Origin of the sequence: Burkholderia sp. A2, assembly GCF_001729305.1 — a bacterium.
GTDB lineage: Bacteria > Pseudomonadota > Gammaproteobacteria > Burkholderiales > Burkholderiaceae > Burkholderia > Burkholderia sola.
Genome location: NZ_LZXX01000149.1, coordinates 174,354 through 192,888 on the forward strand (window position 1 = coordinate 174,354; position 18,535 = coordinate 192,888).

Here is an 18,535-nt window from a genome sequence, read left to right on the forward strand (position 1 = left end):
CAACCGTTCATTTCCGGACGACGACGGGCGGCATCCACGACCCGTCGCTCGCCTGCGGCTTCGGTGCGTACAGCCGCAACGCAAGCGCGAAATCGGTACGCGGCGCGGGCAGCCAGTTGGCCGCATGCGTGCCGCCCGGCGACGCCGATACGACGATGTCGACCGAGCCGTCGCGGTTGCGGCGCAGTCGATCGCGATCGCCGAGCGAGCGCCGCGCCGACCCGACGTCCGGCAGCGCGCCGTTGGTGGTGTACGGCGTGAGCGTCCAGAACGCGCGCACCGGCGGCAGCGCGCCCGGCGCGAAATGCAGCACGTAGCGGTTCGCGCCGTTCAGCGCGTGACCGTCGCTGTCGACGCGGGTGACCGCGAGCGTCTCGTCGTCGCGCGTTGCGGTGCCGAACTGCGTATAGGCGGCGTACGCGCGCAGCGCGTAGTCCTGGCCGTACTTGCCGGCCGTATCGCCGATCCAGGTCCAGCCGTTCGCGTTCAGCAGGTTCGACGGCGGCGTCGCGAGCCGCGCGCGCGCCTCGGCCACGCCGGCCGTGGCGGCCGTGAGACGGTCGCCCGTCCACAGCACCGGATAGCCGGCCGTCACGCCGATGTCGCCGAGCGATTCCTGTGCGTGCGCGTCGTCGACCGGCGGCGGATTGTCCTGCAGCGCCCGTGCGAAACGCGTGAAGAACGCCTTCGGGTCGAGCGCGGCCACCTGCTCGGCCGGCGTGCCGCCGCTTACCGCTTCGGACGGCGCGCTGCCCGCGTGGACCGCGACCGACGCGCCGCGCTCGGCGCCCGTGTAGACCGACAGCGGCACCACGCGGATCGCGCGCTGCAGTTTCTTCACGTTCGTCAGGTCGCGCCCGCCGCTCGTCTGCAGCCGCACTTCGAGCCACGCATTGGCGGACGGCACGTCGACCCGCACCACGCCCTTCGGCAGCGTGCCCTGCCATTCCTTCGCGGCGAAGGCAATCGTTTGCGATCGCCCGGCGCCACGCGCGCCGCGCGCCGCGACGCTCGACGACGACCACAGCACGTTCGTCCACATGTCGAGTGCACGCGCGTCCCAGTAGCGGCCGCGCGTGTCGGGCAGCGTGACGATCACGGGTTCGGCGGCGACGTCGAGCCAGCCGGTCGAGTCGAGCGTGTCGACGCCCGGCAGCGGCGGATTGACCGCGCCGACGGGCGGCAGCGCCTGCGCATGGCGCAGCGTGTTGAGCGGCGCCTGCCCCGGTTGCGCGCCGTCGCCGCCCGTCGCCGCTTCCTTCGCGACGTCCATCAGCACGAGCGGATACGCATAGATATAGGAGTCGGCGACTTCCGCGCGCATCCAGCCGGTTTTCCGCTGGATCGCATCCGGTTGCGACGCGCATCCTGCAAGCAACGCCGCAATGGCCAGCGACGCGCACGCGCGTCGCAGAGAAACTGATTCTCGCTGGTTTTCAATCATCGATTACTGGCCGAATATCGTTCTTTTCAGTCAACGCCTTGTTCGTCTCGCGAACGGCGAAGCAAGGCACCCCAGCGTGCCCGAATGACCGTTCATGACGTTTCGTAACGGTGGGCGCTGATGTCAGGCCGGTATCATAGCGCCTAAGGGCATCCCCCAATATGCCGAATACCTCAGACTTCTGGTCAGATTTCCGTTGTTGTGGAAATGAAAGCAAAGGCAGGCGGTTCGTGCCGACGACGACGAATGCTGCGCCTGCCGCCCCTCCGCGCCTGGATCAGCACAAAAAAAGCCCGCAATCGCGGGCTTTGTGACGCAATCTTGCTCAACGATTACGCAGGCGTGCAATGCCGCAGAATCGGGCTACCGATGAGACGTCCGGCACCTTCACATACCCACGATACCTTCTGTCCCTTTTCCAGCGACGCGGCGAGGGCTTCGTGCTCCTTGCTCAGATAAGCATTGACTGGCATGAACTCATTGCCGGTCTTCAGCTTCACGACGATGTTGTCGAATGCGTCCTTGTCGATGCTTTGAACCGTTCCGCCCACAGCCAGGGCCTTGCCCTTGTATTTCTGGTCCGCGGAGACTTCATTCTTGTCGTAGGCGGTGAATAGCGCCGATGCGGTGACGCTGACCTTTTCAACGGGCTTCTGCGCCTGCTCAGCCTGCCCCGGAGCCACCGCGGGCACATCGGTTCCCGCATTCGAGGCAGCGGACGGTGCCGGTTTCTTGCCGAAAATCACACTGATGACGATCAATGCGAGCACGATGCCAAGGCCGATTTTGAATAGTTTTTTCATTGGTCCCTCATATTATTAGCGCATCTGCGCTTGTTGGAAATTGAATTGCCACGCGGCCGCGTGCGACGGTTGCCAAACTCGTCAATCGCGGACAGTCCGCTTCGCGTGTACGGATCCCCGGTCGATCGCGCAGGGTGCGCCTGCATTACCGCCGGCGTGCCGCTCCGTGCCGTCGCATTCGGGCCGATGAGGATAGTTGCCCGGCATCGCACCGGCGACCAGGGCCGCGAAGGCAGCAGCGCGCACAACCGCAGGTGCTTCGCGGTACCGGCGCACGAGATCGCCCTCGTCGACAGAAAGCGCGGTGACGTCGCGCTGTCCCGTGAGCGCATACAGGACATCAACGCCATGGTGGGCAACGGCCTCCAGATACGCCGAATCCGGCCGCCTCGAGCCGTTCTCGTAGTTGAGTTGGGCATCCTTGGACACCCCGCCGAGGGAAGCAAACGCCGTCTGGTTCAATCCGAGACGCTGGCGTTCCTCTTTGAGCCTTTGCGAAAAGACGGTCAATTGACAACCATATACGGTTACAGGTGGTCAATTGACCACAAATTAAAAGAACTGCAAGGTTAACGAAGGGAAGTATATCGTCATTATTAATATGAGAACTTCCGGCTTGCGTCTCGTATCGAAGGCAAAGTACGAAGCGCGCATGATGCAGGGTCGAGGGATTGGGTTCCGTTCTAGCGCTCAGTTAATCAGGACAATTGACCGATTAACTCCATCGGCATGATCAACTATCCGAACTGGATCATGACGGACCGGGCGATAGCACCGGCTTTCCACGAACGGTCGCTACCGGCGCAAAGTCGGCAATTGCGCACTCCCAGCGACGCAGAGCAATGCCTCATACAGAATGAGCGCAGCTTGGCTTGCCGGAAGGCCCATCGCTTCCATCTGATGCGACGGCCTCCACACTGCCTGTCGCCTCGGGATTACGACGCCAGTATCTTCATCTTCTGCTCCACGAACTCGGCATCGGTCAGAATCCCACGCTCCTTCAACGCGGCGAGCCGCTCCAGCTTCGATACGACGTCGGCCGCGGCAGGCGGCACGGATACGGCGATCGCCGGATTCGATACGCGCGTGTACTCGCGAATCGCGTCTCTCACCTTGTTCGTGAACGGAACAACCGTTTTCTTCCAGACGTTCTTGACAATCCGCTCGCTGGCGCCGTCCTCGATTCGGATTTCACCGAACATGATTCCGGTCGTTCCCGATACCGAATTCACCTTGTCGAGATTGATCGAAACCTGCTTAAGACCGTAAATCAGACCTTTGTCGAGGAACACGACGCGGTGATCGGTAAGGACGATCAACCAGGTATTGCCATCCATCAACCCGGACGAGAAGGCCAACACCTGCTCGCCGTCCATCAGGATTTCAGGAAGATGATTCAATTCCTTTTTGGTAAAGAATTGATCATCTCCGATTTCCTGGGCAATACGTTTGTATTCGGCCTTCAATGCCTCTTTGGTGGAATTTTTGAAATCAAACATCGGATGACCCCGCGCGTGTTTATAGAGCGTCGAATTTTACAGTCAGACATCGGCATATTGCTCCGGTCGGATGCGCCTCATGCGTCGCGCTTTCTACGAAAGCGAACAACTAGTGTGCTCCGCCATCGACCCCATATAGGATTGACGGGCTGAACGGAGGCTGCTCGGCTCGTGGAATCCGCGGGTTCCCGCCCACTTGCAATCTGGCGCTTGACCTTACCATCATGGGAATGTTGATACTGGAACCATTCGCGGTACGAACCGCGCTTTTGGGGAATCCGACATGACTGAACCACTCGCGTCCGCGGCGCTGCAAACGATCGAACTGGGCGTCGACGGCATGCATTGCGGCGGCTGCTCGGGCCGCGTGCAGCGGGCGCTGGCCGCCGTGCCGGGCGTCGTCGATGCGGCGGTCGATCTCGATGCGCATGCGGCGACGGTCACGGCGCAGGAAACCGTCACGGCGGGCCAGCTCGTCGACGCCGTCCGGGAGGCCGGCTATCGCGCGGCGGTGCGCGAGGCGCCGGTCGAAGCCGGCGCGGCCACGCATTCGGCGCACGCGTTGCGCGACGAAACGCCGTCCGTGGCCTCCGCGCTTCCTCCTGCCGCCGCGACGATCGAACTCGATATCGACGGAATGACTTGCGCGTCCTGCGTGTCACGCGTCGAAAAAGCGCTGGCGAAGGTGCCGGGCGTCACGCGCGCATCGGTCAACCTCGCCACCGAGCGCGCGACGGTCGATGCGTCGGCCGGCGTTTCGGCCGGCCAGTTGGCGGACGCCGTGAAACAGGCCGGTTATGGTGCGACGCCGACGGCGTCGGAGATCGTCGTCCCGGCCGCCGCCACTGCATTGCCCGCCGCGCCCGCGCGCGCAAGCATCGAACTCGACATCGACGGAATGACCTGCGCGTCCTGCGTGTCGCGCGTCGAGAAGGCGCTCGCGAAGGTGCCGGGCGTCACGCGCGCATCGGTCAACCTCGCGACCGAACGCGCGACCGTCGACGCGTCGAACGCCGTCTCTGCTGCACAGCTTGTCGACGCGGTGAAACAAGCCGGCTACGGCGCGACACCGGCCGCCGTCGCGGCTGCGCCCGCCACTTCCGCTGCCACGCCCGCTTCCACCGACGTCGAACTCGACATCGGCGGCATGACCTGCGCGTCCTGCGCCGGCCGCGTCGAGAAGGCGCTGGCCGCCGTGCCGGGCGTCGCACGCGCGACGGTCAACCTCGCGACCGAACGCGCGTCGGTGCACGGCGCCGGCGCATTCGACGCCGCCACGCTGATCGCGGCGGTCACCACAGCCGGCTACCATGCATCGCTTGCCGCCGCGTCACCCGCCGGCGCCACGGCCGCCGCCGACTTGCAACCGGCCCGCCCCGCGCAGGACCTCGACGCCCACAAGCGCCGCGAAGCGATCCGCGAACGCAACCTCGTGATCGGGGCCGCCGTGCTGAGCGCGCCGCTCGTCGCGCCGATGCTCGCCGCGCCGTTCGGCATCGACCTGATGCTGCCCGGCTGGCTCCAGCTCGTGCTCGCGTCGATCGTGCAGTTCGGCTTCGGCGCGCGCTTCTACCGCGCGGCCTGGCATGCGGTGAAGGCGCGCACCGGCAACATGGACCTGCTCGTCGCGCTCGGCACGTCGGCCGCGTACGGGCTGAGCCTGTGGATGCTGCTGCGCGATCCCGCGCATCCCGGCCATCTGTATTTCGAGGCGTCGGCCGTCATCGTCACGCTCGTGCGCTTCGGCAAGTGGCTCGAATCGCGCGCGAAGCGCCAGACCACCGAAGCGATCCGCGCGCTGAACGCGCTGCGCCCCGACCGCGCGCGCGTCGTCGAGCACGGCGTCGAACGCGACGTGCCGCTGTCGCAGGTGCGCGTCGGCACGCACGTCGGCATCCGGCCCGGCGAGCGCGTGCCCGTCGACGGACGGATCGTGTCGGGCCGCTCGCACATCGACGAATCGCTGATCACCGGCGAGAGCCTGCCCGTGCCGAAGGACGACGGCGACGCCGTCACGGCAGGCTCGATCAACGGCGAAGGCGCGCTCGTCGTCGAAACCACCGCGATCGGTGCGGAAACGACGCTCGCACGCATCATCCGCCTCGTCGAATCCGCGCAGGCCGAGAAGGCGCCGATCCAGCGGCTCGTCGATCGCGTCAGCGAGGTGTTCGTGCCGGCGATCCTCGGCATCGCCGTGCTGACGCTGGTCGGCTGGCTGATCGCCGGCGCCGGGATGGAAACCGCGATCCTCAACGCGGTCGCGGTGCTCGTGATCGCGTGCCCGTGCGCGCTCGGTCTCGCGACGCCCGCCGCGATCATGGCCGGCACCGGCGTCGCGGCCCGGCACGGCGTGCTGATCAAGGACGCGCAGGCGCTCGAACTCGCGCAGCGTACGACCGTGATCGCATTCGACAAGACCGGCACGCTGACCGAAGGCAAACCGTCCGTGACGGCGTTCGACGCCGTTGGCGTGCCGCGCGCCGAAGCGCTCGCGCTCGCGGCGGCCGTGCAGCGGCAGAGCGACCATCCGCTCGCGCGTGCGGTGGTCGCCGCGCATGACGCGGGCGTGGCCGCACATGGTGGCGCGGCGGAGCCGGTCGTCGCGACGCAGGCGCGTGCGGTGGCGGGGCGCGGCGTCGAAGCGCACGTCCGCGGGCAGCGGCTCGCGCTCGGCAGCACGCGCTGGCGCGACGAACTCGGCATCGCGGTGCCGCCGGCGCTCGACGCCCGCGCGGCGGAACTCGAGCGCGCCGGCAACACGATCTCGTGGCTGATGCGTGCCGATGCGCCGCGCGCGGTGCTCGCGCTGATCGCCTTCGGCGACACCGTGAAGCCGGGCGCCCGCGACGCGATCGCGGCGCTGTCGGCGCGCGGCGTCGCGAGCGCGCTCGTGACGGGCGACAACCGCGGCAGCGCGGCGGCCGTCGCGGCGACGCTCGGCATCGGCGAAGTGCACGCGCAGGTGCTGCCCGACGACAAGGCGCGCGTCGTCGCCGAACTGAAGCGCACGCACGGCGGAATCGTCGCGATGGTCGGCGACGGGATCAACGATGCGCCCGCGCTCGCCGCGGCGGACGTCGGCATCGCGATGGCGACCGGCACCGACGTCGCGATGCACACGGCCGGCATCACGCTGATGCGCGGCGACCCGGCGCTCGTCGCCGACGCGATCGACATCTCCAAACGCACGTACCGCAAGATCCAGCAGAACCTGTTCTGGGCGTTCGTCTACAACCTGGTCGGCGTGCCGCTCGCGGCGCTCGGTTTGCTGAATCCGGTGATCGCGGGCGCGGCGATGGCGTTTTCCAGCGTCAGCGTCGTGACCAACGCGTTGCTGCTGCGGAGATGGAAAGGCCGCGCGCGTTGATGCGGAGGGCGGTGAATGGCGAATGGCCGGACGGGCCGTTCGGCGTTCGACCAACAGGAAGGATCGGAACGCATGCCGGCGTTGGCCCGCTACACGGCGTGCCGAACCGGCAGCATGTGACAACGCCTCGCCGGCTGGCGGATTCAGTCCGACACGACCGGTTTGATCAACGTCGTGGTGATCGGCGCGAAGCCGCACGCGCGATACAGCGCACGCGCCGCCGCGTTGTGATTGAACACCGACAGCCCGATCTCTGTGACGCCGTACCGGCGCGCCTCGGCGTCGAGCGCATCGAGCGCACGCGTGGCCCAGCCCTGGCGGCGCCGGGACGGGACGATGTCGAGGTCGTAGATGAACAGCGTGCGGTTCGGCCCTTCGGGGACGATCGCGTACCAGAGGTCGCCCACCGTGTCGCCGCTGGCGCCGTCGATGAGCGTGACGAGGGTCTGGCCGGCGGTCAGCAGGCCGTCCGGCAGCAGCGTGTCGAAACAGGCGCGCGCACGATCGGCCGCGTCTTCGACAGCATTTTGCCCGGAGGAAACGAGGTCGCTCGCGTAGCCGTCGATGGCTCGCGTGCGGTACGCGTGGAATTCGCCGGCCGTCATCGGCCGCATCTGCAGCATGGCCCGGTCGCCGTGAACGGAATCGGACTTCCAGTGTAGCGGCACAGTCGCACCGGCGCGCGATGCGGCGGCGGAAAACGGGCGGCAGGTGCGGCGGACGCCGCGCCGAATCAGCGAATCAGCGAATCAGCGAATCAGCGAATCAGCGAATCAGCGACGGTACAGGACGATCGGCACGAGGTGCGCACGGCGCACGCGCTCGGCTTCCGCATGACGCGCAGCGTACGAGTAGTCGGCGTCGAGCGGCAGGTGCGGGGAGACGAAGAGGTCGTCGATTTTTTGCAGCAGGGCGAAGATGAAGCTCATGTGAGACTCCTGACAGACGTGGCTAGGGTTTTCCCTTAGATGACCTCCATTCTAAGGGTTTTCCCTGAACTCTGCCAGCGAGCTGCATCGGTTTGCCGTACGTGCGCAACAGCTGATCGCCGGTGCGGAACGGCGATCCTTGCTCCGTCGGGCTTCCAGGATGGGGTCGAAACGATTAGCGCGCGCGGTGAGTCCGCTTCCCGACGGCCGCCTCGCGGTTCGCGTTGCGCTGAAGCCGGTCGACTTGCGACAGAAGCGCTTCGTGGTGCTCCTCGAGCGTCATCAGCGTGGCCTGCTGCGTCGACAGATCGGCCGCGAGGCGATCGATCCGTTGCTGCTTGGTGGCGACGTCCTGCTTCAGGCCCGCGATCTGGCGCGTTTGCAGCACCAGCGCGACGAGCCCCGCCAGCACGACGACCGCCAGCGCGAGCAACAGGCGGTTGACGCGACGCATTTCGCGATCGGCCGAGCGCGTCAGGCCGTCCACGTCGGTCTGCAGCGCGGCGATCCGGTCGGTCAGCGGGCGCAGGTGCGTGTCCGGATCGAAGGCCGGCGCGGCCGGTTGCGTACGCTCCGACGATGGCTTGGTCACGAACGACGCGGCGGATGCCACCGGCTGCGCGACCGGCGGCGGCGAAGCGTCGGGCTGCCGAGTCGTGTCGCGGGGCTTCGCGGAATGCGGGGCGATCGCCGGTTCGGACGATCGTGCCGGCTGTGCCGGCGTCTGCGGCTCGACCGGTGCAGCGATGACCGGCGGCGGGTTCAAGTCAGCCGCTTCCCGCTTCGAATCGATGCTCGTCGAAACCGGTGCGGCTTGCGCCGCCGTCGCTTCGCTTGCGCCGGCAGCCGCCCGGCGCTTGCCGCCAGACGACGAGCGACGCTCCTTCACCGCATCCCCCGACGATTTCCCTTCGCGGGATTTGACGGCTGCCGCCTCGACGACAGGCTTCGCGACTTCGCTCTCTGCCGCTCGCGATTCCGCCGCCTGCACCGCAGCGCTATCGGCGGTTTGCAGCGTCGCCACCGCGTTCGCGGCGCCGTCGACCACGGGCACGTCGCGCTGCGTTGCGACGCCATCGCCCGCAGGCAAACGGGCTGCCTTCGTTGCAAGACCCTCTGCCGATGCACCGTCGACGTTCGCGGCCACGTCGCGTTCAGGCGTCGAAACAACCTTAGCCGCTACATCCGTCGGCGCCGCGCCTTCAGGTTCCGCATGCGTTGCCACAGCCGCATCCACATCCGCGGGCGGGGTGAACCCGTCCAGCGTGGCCTGTCGCCCGTCGTCGACACCGGCCGCCGCATCGGCTTCCACGCTCGCTTCGTCGCGCGCCGCAACCGGCATGCGCTCGCCCGGCTCCAGCACCGGATCGCCGAACAGGTCGAGCGTCCGTTCGTCGCGCGGCGCGTCGCCGGCCGGTGCGCTGCCGGATCGTGCCGTCGCCCTGGCGGACGTGCTGCCGGCGGCAGCGGCCGAGCGCTGGCGCGAACGGGCCGACGAACGGGTGGAACGGGAGCGGGAGCGCGGCGCGGAAACGGATTCGGTCATGGAAATCGGATAGCGGGGCCCGCAGACGCGAACCCGGATGTCGAACGGAATCGGTGATCGGCCATTGTCGCACGCCCCGCAACCGATTCACGCTATTCGTCGCCTCCCAGCCCGTTCCCGCCGTCGAAACGCGTGACGCCCGGCAGCGCGCGCAGCTTGGCGCAGATCGCCTTGTATTCGAGTTCCGACACGCGCGCCAGCGCGATGCGCACCTCGTCCTGCTCGCCCGTGTCGTCGGCACGCTGCACGATGAACTGCTTCACGCGTGCACTGTCGGCGCCGAGCGCCGCGTGCAGCGAATCGAACGTCAGCGTGCCGCTCGCCACCGTGAACGCGAGCTGGCGCCGCTGGCGCACCGTGAAATAGCGCCGCTCCAGCGGCTTGATGCCGGCCAGGATGATCAGGATGATGATCGTGGCCGAAATCGACGCGACATAAAGCCCGCCGCCCACCGCGAGGCCGATCGCGGCGACCGACCACAGGCTCGCGGCCGTCGTCAGCCCGCGCACGATCTCGCCGCGCAGCAGGATCGACCCCGCGCCGAGGAAGCCGATGCCCGACACGACCTGCGCGGCGATCCGCGACGGATCGAGCACGACGTGGTCGCTGCTGCCGAGCACGTCGGCGAAACCGAACGCCGACACGATCATGATCAGCGTCGAGCCGACGCACACCAGCATGTGCGTGCGCAGGCCGGCCGCCCACGACAGGCGCTCGCGCTCGAAGCCGATGACGCTGCCGAGCGCCGCCGCGAGAACGAGCCGCATCACGAGTTCCAGGTTGCTGAGCATCCGATTTATCTCCTTTTTTGGTGCCGGCCGCGCGGAATGTTTTATCCTTGGCCCCGGCCGCGCCGATTCTCCGGGCCGCGCCGACACGTTTCGATCCAAGCGCTCAACCCCGCCATGCCCGTTTCCGACTCCGCTTCCGCCCAGGCCGCCCAGCTGCGCCACCATTTCGCGCACGTCGTCTTGCCGATCTGGCGGGGTTCAGGGTTCGACCCAGCATTGCAACTGCCGTTCGAGGCCGTCGATCCGGCCACCCATGCACCGCTGCCCGTGACCCGTTATCGCGCAATGGCGTGCGCCCGGCAACTGTTCGTGTTCGCGCAGGCCGGCGACACCGCGCATGCGGCCACGCTGTTCGACGCGCTGTGCCGGCACTTTCGCGACGCGCGCCACGGCGGCTGGATCTACAGCGTCGACGCGCAGGGCGCGCCGCTCGATACGACCAAGGATCTCTATACGCACGCGTTCATCGTGTTCGCGTGCGCCGCATGGCATGCGGCGTCGGGCGACGCCGCCGCGCGCACGGTGGCCGAAACCACCGCCGCGCTGATCCAGGACCGCTTCGCGCCGCGCCACGGCGACGCGTTGCTCGATGCCGCGCGCCACGCCGATTTCTCGTCATCCGGCAGCGGGGCGCTGCAGAATCCGCTGATGCATCTGACCGAAGCGTGGCTCGCGGCCGCCGATGCGTTCGGCGACCCGGCGTTCGACGATGCGCTCGCGCACACCGCGCAGGCCGTCGAGCGCACGTTCGTCGACGCGGCGACCGGCTGCGTGGCCGAGTTGCCGCTCGGAGCGGCCGACAACCGTTTCGAGCCCGGCCATCAGTTCGAATGGTTCTATCTGGTCGATGCGGCCGGTGCGCGGCTCGCGCAGACCGGGCTCCCCGCCGCGCTGTCGCGCGCGTTCGCGTTCGCCGAACAATACGGCGTCGATCCGCAGACGGGCGGCGTGTGCGCGGCGCTCGACGCGCAAGGCGCGTGCATCGACGGCACGCAGCGGATCTGGGCGCAGACCGAATACCTGCGCGCGCTCGCGACGCACGGCGGCACGCCGGCCTCCGCGCCGCTCGCACGCCAGATCGAGCGGTTCGCCGCGCGCTTCCTGCATCCGCGCGGCTGGTTCGAGTGCAAGACGGCCGACGGGCAGGTGTCGCGCGCCGACATGCCGTCGACGACGCCCTACCACCTCGCGACCGCCTACGCGGCGCTGCCGGCCGGTTCGTAACCCGTCGCCGCGAACGACGGCGCCGCGCGATCGCCGCGCGCGGCACGGCCGTCGCCCAGTTCGAACACCGACACCGCCTGCATCAGGTGCGCGGTCTGGTCGTTCAGCGACGCGGCCGCCGCCGCGACTTCCTCGACCAGCGCGGCGTTCTGCTGCGTGAGCTGATCCATCTGCGTGACGGCCTGATTCACCTGCTCGATCCCGACGCTCTGCTCGACCGACGCCGCCGTGATCTCCGACATCGTCTGCACGACGCGCGTGATCGATGCCGACACCGTGCGCATCGCGTCGCCGGCGCGCTCGACGAGCTCCGCGCCGCCGTTGATCTGCGCGACCGAATCCTCGATCAGCGCCTTGATCTCCTTCGCCGACTGCGCGCTGCGCTGCGCGAGCGAACGCACTTCGCCCGCGACCACCGCGAAGCCGCGCCCCTGTTCGCCGGCCCGCGCGGCCTCGACCGCGGCATTCAGCGCGAGGATGTTGGTCTGGAACGCGATGCCGTCGATCACCGAGATGATCTCCGCGATCCGCCCCGAACTCTGCGCGATGCCGCGCATCCGGTCGATCACGCTGTCGACCACGCCGCCGCCGTGGCTCGTCGCTTCGAGCGCCGCGTCGGCCAGCGCGCTCGCCGCGCGCGCGCTGTCGGTGTTCTGACGGACGGTTGCCGTCAGCTCCTCCATGCTCGCGGCCGTTTCCTCGAGCGACGCGGCCTGCGTGCCGGTGCGTGCCGACAGGTCGGCGTTGCCGCCCGCGATCTCGCCCGCGCCGAGGTGGATCGCGTCGGACGCCTGGCGCACCGTGCGCACGGTGCCCGCGATGCTCGTCTGCATCGTGGCGAGGCCGCGCAGCATCCGGTCGATCTCGAACACGCCGCCCGCCTGCACGGCTTCGTCAAGACGGCCCTGCGCGATCCGCTCGAAATGGCGGCCGGCCTGCTCCAGCGGCGCGACGACCGCGCGCCGCGCGGCCGCGTAGATCGCGACGCTCGCCGCGAGCATCGCCACCAGCAGCACGATGCCGACCGACTTGAACCACAGCATGCCGCCGTCGATGGTGTCGAGCGCCGCGCGGCTCGACGCGCCGCCGTAGTCGGTGAAGCGATGCAGCTCGGCGATGTACGCGTCCTGAAAGCCCTGGGTCGGCTGGTCGAGGAATGCCTGGATGTTGTCGGCGTCGAGGAACTGCACGAGTTCGCCCAGCGCGCCGCGCAACGCGCGATAACGCTCGGTGAGCGCCGCGACGCGTGTACGGTTGGTGTCGTCGACCGGCTGCGCGGCCGTCAGCACCGCGAACGCCTTGTCTGCTTCCGCGAGCGACGCGCCCGCATGGCGGATGATGTCTTCGGGCTTGGGGCCGCCGCGCACCATCCGCGTGCCGGCCCGCGACAGGTTGATGCGCGCGTCGAGCAGTTGCTCGGTCGCGCGGCTGGCCGCGTCGACCTGCGCGATCGCGACGGTCGACAGATCGTCGACGCCGCGGCGCGTCGACGCGAGCGTCCAGAAGCCGAGCGCTTCGATCGCGAACAGGAAGAGGCAGAACACGGTCAACACGCCGAGCAGACCCGACGCGAGCTTGATTTTTCCGAACATGGGGGAATTCCTGAAGAGCGGACGATGAGGCGATGCCCCGGCATTAGCGGCATTTCTTCGTCGGACTTTAGGCGGAATGGCCGGCCACGCGGGTCAATCGCGTGCGTCGCTCGCGCATTCGCGTCGAATCGCCCGCAAACGCGGAGATCTTGCGTATTCGGCGCAATAATCGCGTCGCATCGCGCCGGGATTTGCACGAAACGCGGACGAATTTCCTTGCTTATCCGGAGCCCCCTTCCTAGAGTTCAGCGCAAGCGGGCACTCATTTCGAAGGAAAGCGATGACCGACATCACGGACCACGCGCGTGGCGCATTGCGCGCGCAGCCGTTCAGCATGCTGCTGGGCACGGAGCTGATGCATATCGGCGACAACGAAGTGTCGCTGTGTCTGCCGGTGCGCGAGGAATTGCGGCAGCAGCACGGTTTCGTGCATGGCGGCGTCATCAGCTATCTCGCGGACAACGCGCTGACGTTCGCCGGCGCGCTCGTGCTCGGCCCGCGCGTGATCACCGCCGAATACAAGATCAACTACCTGCGGCCGGCCGTGAACGGCACGCTCGTCGCCCGCGCGAAGCTCGTCTACGCGGGCCGGCACCAGGCGACCTGCCAGTGCCATGTGTTCGTCATCGACGGCGACCACGAGCGGCTCGTCGCGATCGCGCAAGGCACGATCAACCGCGTCGGCGACGGCAAGATGCCGGATGCGCCGGAGGAAACGGCGTGAGTTGCCGAGCCCGGGCGTCGATGCCGCGACGCGTGTCGCGCTAGCGTTTCATCGCAGCCAGATAAACCGCATCACGCTCGCGGCGGCCGACCGCGACCACCAGCACGGGGCCGTCGACGAACGGAAGCCGCCTCCTGAAAGACAGCCCTAAGCGGCGTCATCCCCCGCCAACGGCAAAAACCGCGGCGCCACCCGCGCCCGCACGTTCCCGTGCTCATCCGTCCGATAGATCCCGCGCGCCGCGTTGTGCGGATGCACGGCCGCGTCGGCCACGCTCAGCACCGGCGCGAAACACGCGTCGGTGCCTTCGAGCAGCGCGCGCCAGTGCGCGGACGGCTGCTGCGCGAACACCGCCGCGAAACGCGCCTTCAGCGCAGGCCAGCGCGCCCGGTCGTACTGCGACGCGGGATCGACGTCGGTCAGCCCGAGCCGTTCGACCAGCAACGCATAGAACGACGGTTCGAGCGCGCCGATCGTCACGCACTCGCCGTCCGCGCAGCGATACACGTCGTAGAACGGCGCATCGTGGAACAGGCTCGGCTGCGCACCGTCGAGCTGCCCGTTCGCGCGCGCCCACAGCGCGAGCGAACCGAGCATCGACACGATGTCGACGATCGCGCCGTCGACCACCCGCCCCGGCCCGCCGCCGCGCACGTCGAACAGCGCGCAGACGATCCCGAACGCGAGCCCGAGCGCGCCGCCCGCATCGCCGACGACGGTCGGCGGCAACCCCGGCCGGCCGTCGCACGGCGCGGACAGCGACAGCAGCCCGGTCAGCGCGACGTAGTTCAGGTCGTGCCCGGCCGCGGCCGCGAGCGGGCCGTGCTGGCCCCAGCCCGTCATGCGCCCGTAGACCAACTTCGGATTGCGGCGCGCGCAAACGTCGGGCCCGAGGCCGAGCCGCTCCATCACGCCGGGCCGCAAGCCCTCGATCAGCGCATCGGCCTGCGCGATCAGGTCGAGCGCGGCCTCGCGGCCGGCCGGCGACTTCAGGTCGAGTTCGACGATCGTCTTGCCTTCGCGCAGCAAGTCGCCGTCGCGGGCCTGCAGCGCATCCGGCGCGCTCGTGCGGCCGGACGGACGCGCGATCAGCGTGATGCGCGCGCCCATGCCGGCGAGCATCCAGCCCGCGAGCGGGCCGGGGCCGAGACCTTCGAATTCGACGATGTGGATGCCGGAAAGCGGCGCGTTCAATGGCATGGCGGCCTCTTGGGGATGTGTTCGAAGCGGGCAGACGCGCGTGCGCCGCGGGCAAGCGTGTGCGCCGGATACGCGTATTCTGACGTGCTTTCGTGCGTGGAAGGCGCCCGACTCGAATGCGCGAGGCGACGGGTGAAACGGCAAACGAAAAGACCGGNNCCGGTCTTTTCGTTTGCCGTCAGGGGATGATCCAGGACTGCCCCCGATAGATGCGGGCCGCCGTCGAAACGTCGGATAGATCGATCTCGACGTAACGGCTGGCAACCCGTTCGATCACGGCAAGGTCACGGCGTTTTCCATTGCCCGCCTTCGTAGACTCGCCCCGTCGAATTCGTATTCGTGAGGTCGATCTCGATGCTCCGCGATCGCGCCTTCGAGAAGATCGTCGACGTCTCGATGTTCTGCTCAAACCACACGAGCACTTTCTCGATCGGCGTGAACGATGCTTCCCCGGATACCATCACGTCGGGCGCGGCGTAGATCGGCGTACTGACGGCCTCGCCATCGACACCCGTACTCAGCTGGCAAATGCCCGGATGGATATCGCCGTAGTCGTTCTCCATGTTGATCGCGGTCGGGTCGCCGCCCGTCGAAGGCGACCCGAACTGTCCGTACTTGTCGAGGGTGATGATCTCCCCGAGGCCGATCGCGACCTTCTTGGTCGACGCCTTGACCGCAATGCCGTCCTGATAGCGGTTCGTCCCGAAGATCTGGTAAATCGGCGTCCACGAGAACTCGTTGTCCTCGAGATACTCGAACGATGCGCGCCAGACGACGTTGTAAGCCGCGTCCCCGACCTTCTTGGCGAAGCACAGGTTGTAGCGGGCCTGCTTGAGCGTCGCGAAATCCTTCTTGCCGATTCCGATATCGACGGTCTTGGTCGCGGCTGCCAGGACGTTCTGGAACGACTGGACAAGCACGCCGTATTCCTCCGCCTGGAACAACTGCGCCTGTACCTGGAACTCGGCCACGTTACCGGTCGGACTGAGGCTCTTGCACACGACCTTCTGGCCTTGGTCGGCATGCGAGCCCTGGTACACGTAATACGTGTTTTCGGTTCGCAGGCTTTCCTTGTTCACCCCGGTCACGGAGAACTTCTCGCCGGCCTTTTTCTTCAGCTCCCCGTTCCCCTCGGTAATGACGTCCCAGGTGACACCGACTTTCGGCCAACGGCACACTTTCAGAATGCTCATTTTCCAATCCCCTCGGATAAGCCCGCTGAAAATAAATCCCTTGCACGCGGCGAGCATCACGCACAAAAACAAAGGCGCTTATTTACTGGTAAATTTAATAATTTCAAATTTGAAAATTATCGACAACTCAATTGATTGATTCGAGTGTGCAGCACATGGATCCAGATTAGGATTCGCCCGACGAATTGGCCATGCCACACTTCGCGTATTGACCGGCGATCCAGGCCACCAGTTGACGCGTCGATTTACAGCTGCATTTATCGAGTAAATGCTCGCGATGCTTGTCGACGGTACGGGGACTGATTTGAAGTACGCGTGCGATTTGCTTGCTGCCGTGCCCCTGGCACAGCAGTCGCAGCACGCGGGATTCGGCCGGACTCAGATGGATGCCGCCGAGGTCCAGCCGATCCAGCCATTCCGGATCATCGGGCAGATCGCTGCCGGGCAACGCGATGACGGATCGGACACCGGTCTTCCGTTTGATGCGGCTCACGTGACGTCGCGCGGTATCGAGTCCGACTCCGAGGTAAGCGGCAATGGCCTTGTTGCTGAATCCGCGACGCAGCAGATCCACGACTTCTTTCTCTCGCGGCGTGAGAGCAGGATCCGAATCCATCGGCCCGGTCGTCTTGTTTTCGCCGCCGGGTAGGTGTGGTCAGTTAAATGCGATGCTGTCGGCTGCGGTATTTATAATCAAATTTCCAGCAGGAGCGTCGCTTATATCACATTCCAATGTGCGAAATTTCGATACACATTGATTCGGATCGGTAGATATTAAAAAACAGAATTACGCCGCACATCCGGCGCACGAATTAAAATCGCTTTCCACGATCAAGATATTTTTATTATCCGGCAACCAACGACCGGAATCTTCTTTCGTATCGAAACATCGTGGAATATCGCCGCTGCGGAGGCCGCATCGCGCGATGGCCGGCCCAGGCGAGCAGGCCGCTCGCTTCGCCGGCCGTGAAACCGGCGAAGCGGAAAAGTCGCTTGTCGCACGCCCTCTCCAGGGCGATGCTGCAACGATCAGAACGCATCCCCCGGCACTCGCACCCAGCCTTCCATCAGCACGCGCGCGCTGCGGCTCATGATCGCCTTGGTGACGGTCCACTCGCCGTTCTCCTGCTGCTGCGCTTCCGCGCCGACGCGCAGCGTGCCCGACGGATGCCCGAAGCGCACCGCGTTGCGTTCGCCGCCGCCCGCCGCCAGGTTGACGAGCGTGCCGGGAATCGCCGCGGCCGTGCCGATCGCGACCGCCGCCGTGCCCATCATCGCGTGGTGCAGCTTGCCCATCGACATCGCGCGCACCAGCAGGTCGACGTCGCCCGCGTTCACGCGCTTGCCGCTCGACGCGACGTAGTCGGCCGGCTTCGCGACGAACGCGATCTTCGGCGTGTGCTGCCGCGTCGCGATTTCGTCGAGCGTGTCGATCAGGCCCATGCGCAGCGCGCCGTGCGCGCGGATCGTCTCGAATTTCTCGAGCGCCTTCGCGTCGCCGTTGATCGCGTCCTGCAGCTCGGTGCCCGTATAGCCGATCGCTTCCGCGTCGACGAAGATCGTCGGGATGCCCGCGTTGATCATCGTCGCCTTCAGCGTGCCGATGCCCGGCACGGCCAGATCGTCGACGAGGTTGCCGGTCGGGAACATCGAGCCGCCCGCGCCTTCTTCCTCGGCGGCCGGGTCCATGAATTCGAGCTGCACTTCGGCGGCCGGGAACGTGACGCCGTCCAGTTCGAAGTCGCCCGTCTCCTGCACCGCGCCGTTCACGATCGGCACGTGCGCCACGATCGTCTTGCCGATGTTCGCCTGCCAGATCCGCACGGTCGCGACGCCGTCCCTCGGCACGCGCGCCGGATCGACGAGCCCGCCGCCGATCGCGAACGGGCCGACCGCCGCCGACAGGTTGCCGCAGTTTCCGGTCCAGTCGACGAACGCCTTGTCGATCGCGACCTGGCCGAACAGGTAGTCGACGTCGTGCCCCGGCCGCGTGCTTTTCGACACGATAACCGTCTTGCTGGTGGACGACGTCGCGCCGCCCATCCCGTCGATCTGCTTGCCGTACGGATCGGGGCTGCCGATCACGCGCAGCAGCAGCGCGTCGCGCGCGGCGCCCGGCGCCTGCGCGGCATCCGGCAGGTCCTGCAGCCTGAAGAACACGCCCTTGCTGGTGCCGCCGCGCATGTACGTGGCGGGAATCCTGATTTGAGGAATGTGAGCCAT

The 18,535-nt window shown here is 67.1% G+C and carries 16 protein-coding genes and 1 pseudogene; 3 read left to right on the forward strand and 14 right to left on the reverse strand.

Translation table 11 applies throughout. The annotated features are described in order from the left end of the window. Positions 1-7 precede the first annotated feature (7 nt). From A9Z05_RS32420 to A9Z05_RS32435, 4 genes are all read right to left on the reverse strand, one after another. Positions 8-1,444 carry a DUF1254 domain-containing protein gene (locus tag A9Z05_RS32420; protein ID WP_069621632.1) on the reverse strand — a complete coding sequence of 479 codons (1,437 nt, stop codon included), beginning with the start codon at positions 1,442-1,444 and terminating at the stop codon, positions 8-10. 332 nt (positions 1,445-1,776) lie between these two features. Beyond that, positions 1,777-2,247 carry a hypothetical protein gene (locus A9Z05_RS32425; protein ID WP_069621633.1) on the reverse strand — a complete coding sequence of 157 codons (471 nt, stop codon included), beginning with the start codon at positions 2,245-2,247 and terminating at the stop codon, positions 1,777-1,779. 81 nt (positions 2,248-2,328) lie between these two features. After that, entirely contained in the window at positions 2,329-2,757 is a 429-nt protein-coding gene (locus A9Z05_RS35635; protein WP_141723527.1) for a helix-turn-helix domain-containing protein, read from the reverse strand. Between the two features lie 425 nt (positions 2,758-3,182). Beyond that, positions 3,183-3,746, reverse strand: coding sequence for a PH domain-containing protein (locus A9Z05_RS32435; RefSeq protein ID WP_069621635.1), 564 nt, complete (start codon positions 3,744-3,746; stop codon positions 3,183-3,185). A gap of 283 nt (positions 3,747-4,029) precedes the next feature. On the opposite strand from A9Z05_RS32435, the gene A9Z05_RS32440 reads away from it, so the two are divergent. Beyond that, positions 4,030-7,113: a heavy metal translocating P-type ATPase gene (locus tag A9Z05_RS32440; RefSeq protein ID WP_084044528.1), complete on the forward strand. Its 3,084-nt coding sequence runs from the start codon at positions 4,030-4,032 to the stop codon at positions 7,111-7,113. A gap of 143 nt (positions 7,114-7,256) precedes the next feature. Here A9Z05_RS32440 and A9Z05_RS32445 read toward each other — a convergent pair whose 3' ends face one another. The 4 genes from A9Z05_RS32445 to A9Z05_RS32455 all read right to left on the reverse strand — a co-directional run bounded on the left by A9Z05_RS32445 (position 7,257) and on the right by A9Z05_RS32455 (position 10,379). After that, positions 7,257-7,736, reverse strand: coding sequence for a GNAT family N-acetyltransferase (locus tag A9Z05_RS32445; RefSeq protein ID WP_069621636.1), 480 nt, complete (start codon positions 7,734-7,736; stop codon positions 7,257-7,259). A 150-nt stretch (positions 7,737-7,886) separates the two neighbouring features. Continuing rightward, on the reverse strand, positions 7,887-8,042 hold the full coding sequence (locus A9Z05_RS37125; RefSeq protein WP_174385615.1) for a hypothetical protein: 156 nt from the start codon (positions 8,040-8,042) through the stop codon (positions 7,887-7,889). A 175-nt stretch (positions 8,043-8,217) separates the two neighbouring features. Next, positions 8,218-9,588, reverse strand: coding sequence for a flagellar hook-length control protein FliK (locus A9Z05_RS32450; RefSeq protein WP_069621637.1), 1,371 nt, complete (start codon positions 9,586-9,588; stop codon positions 8,218-8,220). Positions 9,589-9,680: 92 nt separating this feature from the next. Continuing rightward, positions 9,681-10,379, reverse strand: coding sequence for an MgtC/SapB family protein (locus A9Z05_RS32455; RefSeq protein WP_069621638.1), 699 nt, complete (start codon positions 10,377-10,379; stop codon positions 9,681-9,683). A 114-nt stretch (positions 10,380-10,493) separates the two neighbouring features. Here A9Z05_RS32455 and A9Z05_RS32460 point away from each other — a divergent pair, with 114 nt between their 5' ends. Further along, the gene (locus tag A9Z05_RS32460; protein ID WP_069621639.1) at positions 10,494-11,603 is read left to right on the forward strand and encodes an AGE family epimerase/isomerase; all 1,110 of its coding nucleotides are present in this window, start codon (positions 10,494-10,496) and stop codon (positions 11,601-11,603) included. Here the strand turns inward: A9Z05_RS32460 and A9Z05_RS32465 are convergent. After that, positions 11,576-13,195, reverse strand: coding sequence for a methyl-accepting chemotaxis protein (locus tag A9Z05_RS32465; protein WP_069621640.1), 1,620 nt, complete (start codon positions 13,193-13,195; stop codon positions 11,576-11,578). The genes A9Z05_RS32460 and A9Z05_RS32465 overlap by 28 nt on opposite strands. A gap of 280 nt (positions 13,196-13,475) precedes the next feature. Between A9Z05_RS32465 and A9Z05_RS32470 the strand changes: the two genes are divergently transcribed. Then, positions 13,476-13,919 carry a PaaI family thioesterase gene (locus A9Z05_RS32470; RefSeq protein WP_011353771.1) on the forward strand — a complete coding sequence of 148 codons (444 nt, stop codon included), beginning with the start codon at positions 13,476-13,478 and terminating at the stop codon, positions 13,917-13,919. Between the two features lie 40 nt (positions 13,920-13,959). On the opposite strand, the pseudogene A9Z05_RS38490 reads toward A9Z05_RS32470, so the two are convergent. The 5 genes and pseudogenes from A9Z05_RS38490 to prpF all read right to left on the reverse strand — a co-directional run. Beyond that, positions 13,960-14,025 (reverse strand): annotated as a pseudogene (locus tag A9Z05_RS38490) (addiction module antitoxin); the annotation flags it as partial. Positions 14,026-14,066: 41 nt separating this feature from the next. Further along, complete coding sequence (locus A9Z05_RS32475; protein WP_069621641.1) at positions 14,067-15,119, reverse strand: CaiB/BaiF CoA-transferase family protein; 1,053 nt, start codon at positions 15,117-15,119, stop codon at positions 14,067-14,069. Between the two features lie 284 nt (positions 15,120-15,403). Next, positions 15,404-16,312: a hypothetical protein gene (locus A9Z05_RS32480; protein ID WP_069621642.1), complete on the reverse strand. Its 909-nt coding sequence runs from the start codon at positions 16,310-16,312 to the stop codon at positions 15,404-15,406. A gap of 166 nt (positions 16,313-16,478) precedes the next feature. Then, positions 16,479-16,928: a response regulator transcription factor gene (locus A9Z05_RS35640; RefSeq protein ID WP_084044529.1), complete on the reverse strand. Its 450-nt coding sequence runs from the start codon at positions 16,926-16,928 to the stop codon at positions 16,479-16,481. A gap of 413 nt (positions 16,929-17,341) precedes the next feature. Continuing rightward, positions 17,342-18,535, reverse strand: coding sequence for a 2-methylaconitate cis-trans isomerase PrpF (prpF, locus tag A9Z05_RS32490; RefSeq protein ID WP_069621644.1), 1,194 nt, complete (start codon positions 18,533-18,535; stop codon positions 17,342-17,344).

Coding starts and splice junctions, on each gene's coding strand:
- A9Z05_RS32420 (WP_069621632.1), bottom strand. CDS start 1,444: ATGATTGAAAACCAGCGAGAATCAGTTTCTCTGCGACGCGCGTGCGCG.
- A9Z05_RS32425 (WP_069621633.1), bottom strand. CDS start 2,247: ATGAAAAAACTATTCAAAATCGGCCTTGGCATCGTGCTCGCATTGATC.
- A9Z05_RS32435 (WP_069621635.1), bottom strand. CDS start 3,746: ATGTTTGATTTCAAAAATTCCACCAAAGAGGCATTGAAGGCCGAATAC.
- A9Z05_RS32440 (WP_084044528.1), top strand. CDS start 4,030: ATGACTGAACCACTCGCGTCCGCGGCGCTGCAAACGATCGAACTGGGC.
- A9Z05_RS32445 (WP_069621636.1), bottom strand. CDS start 7,736: ATGCTGCAGATGCGGCCGATGACGGCCGGCGAATTCCACGCGTACCGC.
- A9Z05_RS37125 (WP_174385615.1), bottom strand. CDS start 8,042: ATGAGCTTCATCTTCGCCCTGCTGCAAAAAATCGACGACCTCTTCGTC.
- A9Z05_RS32450 (WP_069621637.1), bottom strand. CDS start 9,588: ATGACCGAATCCGTTTCCGCGCCGCGCTCCCGCTCCCGTTCCACCCGT.
- A9Z05_RS32455 (WP_069621638.1), bottom strand. CDS start 10,379: ATGCTCAGCAACCTGGAACTCGTGATGCGGCTCGTTCTCGCGGCGGCG.
- A9Z05_RS32460 (WP_069621639.1), top strand. CDS start 10,494: ATGCCCGTTTCCGACTCCGCTTCCGCCCAGGCCGCCCAGCTGCGCCAC.
- A9Z05_RS32465 (WP_069621640.1), bottom strand. CDS start 13,195: ATGTTCGGAAAAATCAAGCTCGCGTCGGGTCTGCTCGGCGTGTTGACC.
- A9Z05_RS32470 (WP_011353771.1), top strand. CDS start 13,476: ATGACCGACATCACGGACCACGCGCGTGGCGCATTGCGCGCGCAGCCG.
- A9Z05_RS32475 (WP_069621641.1), bottom strand. CDS start 15,119: ATGCCATTGAACGCGCCGCTTTCCGGCATCCACATCGTCGAATTCGAA.
- A9Z05_RS32480 (WP_069621642.1), bottom strand. CDS start 16,312: ATGAGCATTCTGAAAGTGTGCCGTTGGCCGAAAGTCGGTGTCACCTGG.
- A9Z05_RS35640 (WP_084044529.1), bottom strand. CDS start 16,928: ATGGATTCGGATCCTGCTCTCACGCCGCGAGAGAAAGAAGTCGTGGAT.
- prpF (WP_069621644.1), bottom strand. CDS start 18,535: ATGGCTCACATTCCTCAAATCAGGATTCCCGCCACGTACATGCGCGGC.